Here is a 6,581-nt window from a genome sequence, read left to right on the forward strand (position 1 = left end):
CAACGTGGGACAAAATTATCAGCAGCTACTTCGGTGCATTCCCGCTGCGGTCGCGTTCACTTTGCTCTACGCGCCACTCTTCCCAACCGCGGCCGGCAGGCTGCCAGAACGCGCCGCGCTCCAGTCCCTCGGGCAAATAGCGCTGATCGACCCAGCCTTCGGGATAATCATGTGGATACTTATACACACCGTATTCATCGCTGCCCGGGCGATGGCGATCGCGCAGATAACTCGGCACCTCGCGAAGCCCACTAGAATGGATATCGGCCAGCGCCGCATCGATCGAAGCCTCACACGCGTTGGATTTTGGCGCCAAGCACACATAGAGTGCAGCCTGAGCCAGGTTAATGCGGCACTCGGGATAGCCAATGACCTCGGCAGACTTAAACGCGGCATGCGCCACCAAAAGCGCCTGCGGGTCGGCGTTGCCAACATCCTCAGAAGCGTGAATCATAATGCGGCGAGCGATAAACTTAGGATCCTCCCCAGCATCGATCATGCGCGCGAGCCAATAGATCGTGGCATCGGGGTCGCTACCGCGCATGGACTTGATGAACGCACTGATGATGTCGTAGTGCATGTCGCCGTTTTTGTCATACGTAAAGCCGCGACGCGGGTTGGCGATCTTTACGTCATCCACGGTGATGGGATAGCGCTCCCCCGCCGCGGGCGCTGGCGTTCCCTCGGTATCGGGACGCGTGACGGCAATCTCGCTCGCAAGCTCGAGCGTCGTGAGCGCCGAGCGAGCGTCACCCGCTGCCAGCGTGCAGATGGTCTTGACCGTATCCTCATCGGCCGAGAACTTACCGTTCAAGCCCTGCGGCGCCTCGAGCGCACGCTCAATGAGCGTGGCGATATCCTCGTCCTTCAGGTGATCAAGCTCTACCACGCGCCCACGCGACAACAGTGCGGAGTTGACCTCAAAGTACGGGTTCTCGGTCGTGGCCCCAATCATAATGACGGTACGGTTTTCAACCGCATGCAAAAGCGCATCCTGCTGCGACTTCGAAAAACGGTGAATCTCATCGATGAACAAGATGGTACGGCGGTCATACGTATTCAGGCGCGTCTTTGCCTCGTCGATAACGCGACGCAGGTCCTTCACGGTACCCGTAACGGCGCTGACCTCGACAAACTCGCTCTTGGTATGGTTGGCGATGATATGCGCCAGCGTCGTCTTGCCCGTACCGGCAGGCCCATACAGAATCACGCTCGATAGCACATCATGCTCGATTGCCGCACGCAACCACGAGCCCTTGCCCACGGCCTTTTGCTGGCCCACGTACTCGTCGAGCGAATTGGGACGCATGCGCACCGCGAGCGGCGCATTTTTAAAAGAACGCTCGCGCGTCGAGGCAGAAAAAAGGTCGTCCATAGCCATCCCATGCATCAATCAAAAGCTTTGTTCATCAACAGTATACCGAAAAGATACGAACTACCGTTCGTTAATATAGGTACGATGCGGAAACTCCAGACCAGGGAATAGCTTGCTCGTCAGCTCGCAGAAATAGCCGTCCGTCATGCTCGCGATGTAATCCACCACCGCTTGATCCTTGTCGTCCTGCCATGCATAGGTACGGTCGTAGTAGGAAAGCTGCTGCTCAATGCGCGAAACATGATGCTTAAAGATGTAAGAGGACTCGTCGCCTTTATTTAGATCCTGCAGGCAACGGTCGTAGAGCTTTTCGAAGGCCTCACGCAACTCCGCCTCGGAATCGCCTTCGATACCGCCCTTGCTATAGATCTTCTCGTAGTTCTCGCGCTTCGCCCGGCGGATCTCCTCAAACAGGTCCTCGCTCATCTCGATACGCGGTTTGCCGTAGCTATGCTCAACGATATCGACGGAAGCGTGCGTGAGAATCCAGCTGTTATAGGCACCGCCCCGACCATCGTCAAAAGCGTCGGGCGACAGCAGGCCCGCCGCAATGGCGTCCTGACGATCACGACCGACGTAGGCGAGGATATCCGAAATACGAACCACACAGCCCTCGAGCGTCATGGGACGCAGGTGCTCAATCGCGCTATAGCCCGTGGCGATGCAGTCCTCGAGCGTCAGATCGAACTGATCAAAGGAGCCCATATCCGAAAGCTCAAACACACGCTGCTCGTACTCGCCGTTATGGCACAGCACGCCGTCGAGAGTCTGGAGCGACACGTTGCGACCGTACAGGGCATCGAGCACGCGCACCGACTGCACGTTATGGAAAAAGAAGCGGCCAGTACGCTCATGATAGATATCGTTGAGGAAGCGCTCGCCGGCATGGCCGAAAGGCGTATGTCCCAAGTCGTGGCCTAAGCCAATCGCCTCGATCAGATCGCAGTTGAGCCCCAGGGCGCGGCCGATATCGCGTGCGATGCGCGATACAAGCTGCACGTGCAAGCCGCGGCGCGACAGATCATCATTGCTACGGAAGCTAAAGACCTGCGTTTTACCAGCATATCGGGCATACGCGGGCAAATGGAGAATCTTTTCAGCATCGCGCATAAATGCCGGACGCATGAGCGTGCCCTCGTCTGCGGCTCGATCAACGCGACGGATGACCTGGTCATCGTCGCAACGGTACGGGTTGACATAGCCCGAAGCACGATCGGCGGCAATGCGCTCGACAAGTTCGGGTGATAACGCCGAGGGAATACGGTCCATGCGCGCCTTAATGACGGCCGTTTCTTGGTTAGTTGCCATGGCATGCTCCTTAAGAAGGATGCGCAATCGGTTACAAAGTGCAGCCCACGACCTCGATTATGGCAAAAATCGGCACCAAAAACGGGAGCAATGGCAGGGAGCGTGATTTTGTGAAGAGGCAGGAGAGGGCCAGGACCAGGAGCGAAACGGCAAATGCCACGATGCCGCCCATAGGGTCGAGCGTGCAAAGCGCGAAGAGTGCTTTGGCGTCCCCCATGCCAATCCCCGGGGCTTGACGAAGGCGCCGCCAGAGCGACTCAGTAAGCACAAGGGCAAGGTAGACGATGACCGCAAGACCGGCATGATCAAGTGCAGTGTTAACGCCCCTGTCGAGCCAAACGCCCGCCAACGCCGCCACGGCACATGCGCCGGCAAGCCCATTGGGAAACCGTCGCTCTCGGGCATCAATTGCCACGCCGGCAAAGATGCAAATCCAAAACGGGATATAGACCATCGGACTCCTCCTCGAGCTGCATCGCAAAAGCAAAAACCACCACAAAGGTGCCTGTCCCCTTTGCGGTGGTTTTGGTGGTGGTTATTTGGCGCCTTGCATGACCTCGTCAAGGGTAACGTTGACGGCGTGCTGCGTCGGCACCCAGTCGACCTTCAGGAACAGCGCGGCCACCGTGATGGGGATATAGCTGAACATAAAGATCGGGAAGGTAAACAGGTTAGTCACCAGACGCCACTTTTGCGCGCAGTGAATGTGCTTGTACTCAAAGATAGTCGTGAGCAGCGCCAGGATAAAGAAGGTCTGATACATCATGGCGAAGGTCATAATGAGCGAAGCGGCGCACGCCTGCATCTCGACTTCGGTAGCCAAGAAACCATGCGAAAGGCCACCCACGATCAGGAACGTCGCATTGGCGAGCATGGAGATCAGGGACAGCAGCATACCCGGGGCGATGGTCATAAACATGTCGTAGGCGGCAAAGCGATGGTAGCGGAAGGTTGACTTGACCAGATGCTTACCGTAGGTAAAGAACACCTGGTAAAAGCCCTTGGTCCACCGCATGCGCTGTTTCCAGGACGCCTTAAACGTCACGGGCTGTTCGTCAAAGAACTCCGCCGGCGCATAACCGATGCGAATGCCGTGAATGGCGCAGAACGTGGTGAACTGAATATCCTCGGTCAGCGTATGGAACTGCCAACCGTGCATGCCCTCGATAACGCTGGCGGAGATGAGGTAGCCCGAACCCGAGACAGCGCAAGAAGTCTTGCAGATATTGCGCGCGTTGTTGAGAAAGCGCGCCTCGCGCAGGTACCAAGTAGCATTAGCTGCCGAGATCCACGAGCTGCCGAAGTTCTTGGAGTTGCGATAGCTCGTGACCACATGGAAGCCCTGGTCAAAGGCATCGTTCATCTTGGAGACGTAATCGCGGGAGATGACGTTATCGGCATCGAAGATAAAGTAACCTTCAAACGTATCCGGATACTCGTTAAGAATACGGTCGAAACCAAAGTCCATGACCCAGCTCTTACCCTTGCGGGCAAGGTCGTTGCGCTCATAGACAATAGCGCCCGCCTCGCGCGCAAGCTGTGCCGTGTTGTCGGTGCAGGCATCGGCGACCACAAAGACCTCGATAAGCTCGGACGGATAATCCTGGTCCTTGATGGAGCGAACGAGGTTGGCGATCACGGCCTCCTCGTTATGCGCCGCGATAAAGAAGGCATAGCGGTGGAGTTTTTTGGCCTTGGGAGGCGCGACCTCGCCACGAAGAGCACCGATGACAAAGAAGACCACCTGGTACAGAAAGCAGACCGTGAGCAGCGTGACGACAATCTGGTTGAAGATCACGATGGGCGTGTTGGTTTGTAAAAAGGCGAGCATGCAGGCTCCCAGGAACGCGTTACGTAAACAATCGTATATCTTACCGCAGGCTAGGGGCGTTCAAGAAACCACCTAATACTGACTAGGCTTCGAGAAGACCGAGCTGAGGAACGATCTCGTCGCCGGCAGCGGTGCGACCAAGCGAGCGCGGGGCCAGGTCGTCAAGAACCGCAGCGAGATCCCACGGCAGCTCGTCGCGGCACTCAATGCGCTCCCCCGTCACGGGATGGTCGAATGCAACACGCCAGGAATGAAGGAATTGCCTGGTCAGACCCTGATCGGCGCGTGCATCGCACTTGCCGTAGAGCGGATCGCCCACGCAGGCGTGGTTGATATGGCGCATATGCACGCGAATCTGATGTGTGCGGCCCGTAAACAGGTGGCACTCGACGAGCGTATAGCCGTCGTCAAAACGCGTGGAATCGAAGCGCTCGAGGACCTTAAAGGTCGTAATGGCCTGGCGCGCGAAAGGATCGTCCGAAACCGCCATCTTGACACGGTCACGCGTAGAACGGGCAATGCCGGTGTTAATGGTGCCCTCATCCATAGCGATATGTCCGTGAACGAGCGTGATATAGCGACGATCGAGCGTGCGCGTGCGAATGAGATTTTGGAGTGCGCGCTGCGTGTCGTCGTCTTTTGCCGCAAGCATGAGGCCCGAGGTATCGCGATCCAAACGATGCACGATGCCGGGGCGGTCCTCGCCCTGCACGGTGCCCAGATGGTCGATACCGCAGTGATAGACCAGGGCGTTGGCAAGCGTGCCGCTCTCGTGGCCGTGGGCAGGATGGCACACCAGGCCACGCTGCTTGGAGAGCACGATGAGATAGTCGTCCTCATAGCGAATGTCGAGCGGGATGGCCTCGGGGATCACGTCGGTGGGATCGTGCGGCTCGGGCAGATCGACCGAAATGCGATCGCCGGCGCGCACGGCGTACTTTTTGGACAGGCAGGTCTCGCCATTGACGGCAACGGCGCCTCCCTCGATCAGATGTGCGCAGGCAGAGCGCGTGGGGCAACCGTCGTTGGCGCCCAAAAAGGCGTCGAGACGCCGGCCAGCGGAATCGTCGGCAACAAGAATATGGATGTCGGCCATTAGCGCTCATTCCTTTCGCGAATCTTGCGGGCACGCTCCCCACGTTGCTGGGCCTTGCGCTTAGCGCGGGCTTCGTCACGGGCGTTAAGCTCGGCGGTCGCATCGACCTCGCGAGCGGCGGGACTCAAGAACATATAGCCGAAGAGGGCGAGCACGACGCCCACGGTAATACCGATATCGGCCACATTGAAGACGGGGAAGTCAATGAAGGTGGTGGCAATAAAATCGGTCACAAAGCCCATAGCCAGGCGATCGATCGCGTTACCGATGGCACCGCCCGCAACCATCGCCATACCCACAACCTCAAGGCGAGCGAGTTGAGGTGCTCGAACGAGGTACACGATAATGGCGATAATGACCGCCAGCGCCAGCACGGCAAACGCGATGCCATGGCCCTCGCCCATGCTAAAGGCAGCACCGATGTTACGCACAAAAAGGAAGTCGATCACACCGGGGATAACGGTCACATGCAAAGTGTCGCCCACGGCACGAACCGCAAGCTTGGTCAGCTGGTCAACAAGCAGCACGGCCAACGCCACACCACCGGCAACACCCAACCGCCAACGCAAAGGCGGCGTCATATCCGCAGAACGACCCAAAGAAATCCCCTACCCTCAAAACAATCGAATTCCGTTTAACGCAATTTACCATCTTATATTGCCACACGCAGAGCGCACGACATATCCACCAACGCAAGCGAAATAACCAGCTAAAAACGAAAGCGACATTCCGAATAACGGAATGTCGCTAAATAGCTTTCGACTAAGAGCACAGGTCGAAAGAGAAGGCTCTAGTTCCAACAATGGAAAAGCCGCGTTGCCGTCACCAACAGCGAAAACGTCCCTAAGCGAGCAAGGTGACGTGAAAGAGGAGGGAAGCGTACTTTGGTACGCGACCGACGATTGAACGTCAGATTGCCGCTTAGGGGCGTTTGCAGCGTCGGTAGGTTACGGCGTTCTACGAACGCCAGA

Annotated in this window: 6 protein-coding genes; all 6 read right to left on the reverse strand. The window is 57.4% G+C overall.

Translation table 11 applies throughout. The annotated features are described in order from the left end of the window. Positions 1-25: 25 nt before the first annotated feature. Positions 26-1,375, reverse strand: a complete 1,350-nt coding sequence (locus I2D57_RS08240) for a replication-associated recombination protein A (protein ID WP_195362130.1) — start codon at positions 1,373-1,375, stop codon at positions 26-28. 60 nt (positions 1,376-1,435) lie between these two features. Then, positions 1,436-2,683 (reverse strand): deoxyguanosinetriphosphate triphosphohydrolase family protein, encoded by a 1,248-nt coding sequence (locus tag I2D57_RS08245; protein WP_195362131.1) that lies wholly within the window; start codon positions 2,681-2,683, stop codon positions 1,436-1,438. Positions 2,684-2,714: 31 nt separating this feature from the next. Then, positions 2,715-3,137: a prepilin peptidase gene (locus I2D57_RS08250; protein ID WP_195362132.1), complete on the reverse strand. Its 423-nt coding sequence runs from the start codon at positions 3,135-3,137 to the stop codon at positions 2,715-2,717. Positions 3,138-3,218: 81 nt separating this feature from the next. Beyond that, positions 3,219-4,514 (reverse strand): glycosyltransferase family 2 protein, encoded by a 1,296-nt coding sequence (locus I2D57_RS08255; protein WP_022094595.1) that lies wholly within the window; start codon positions 4,512-4,514, stop codon positions 3,219-3,221. An 82-nt stretch (positions 4,515-4,596) separates the two neighbouring features. Continuing rightward, on the reverse strand, positions 4,597-5,610 hold the full coding sequence (locus I2D57_RS08260) for an RluA family pseudouridine synthase (RefSeq protein ID WP_195362133.1): 1,014 nt from the start codon (positions 5,608-5,610) through the stop codon (positions 4,597-4,599). Then, positions 5,610-6,209, reverse strand: coding sequence for a signal peptidase II (lspA, locus tag I2D57_RS08265; protein WP_229055704.1), 600 nt, complete (start codon positions 6,207-6,209; stop codon positions 5,610-5,612). Before lspA ends, I2D57_RS08260 begins: the two co-directional genes overlap by 1 nt. Positions 6,210-6,581 lie beyond the last annotated feature (372 nt).

The sequence above is a fragment of the Collinsella aerofaciens genome, from assembly GCF_015553355.1.
GTDB lineage: Bacteria > Actinomycetota > Coriobacteriia > Coriobacteriales > Coriobacteriaceae > Collinsella > Collinsella aerofaciens_V.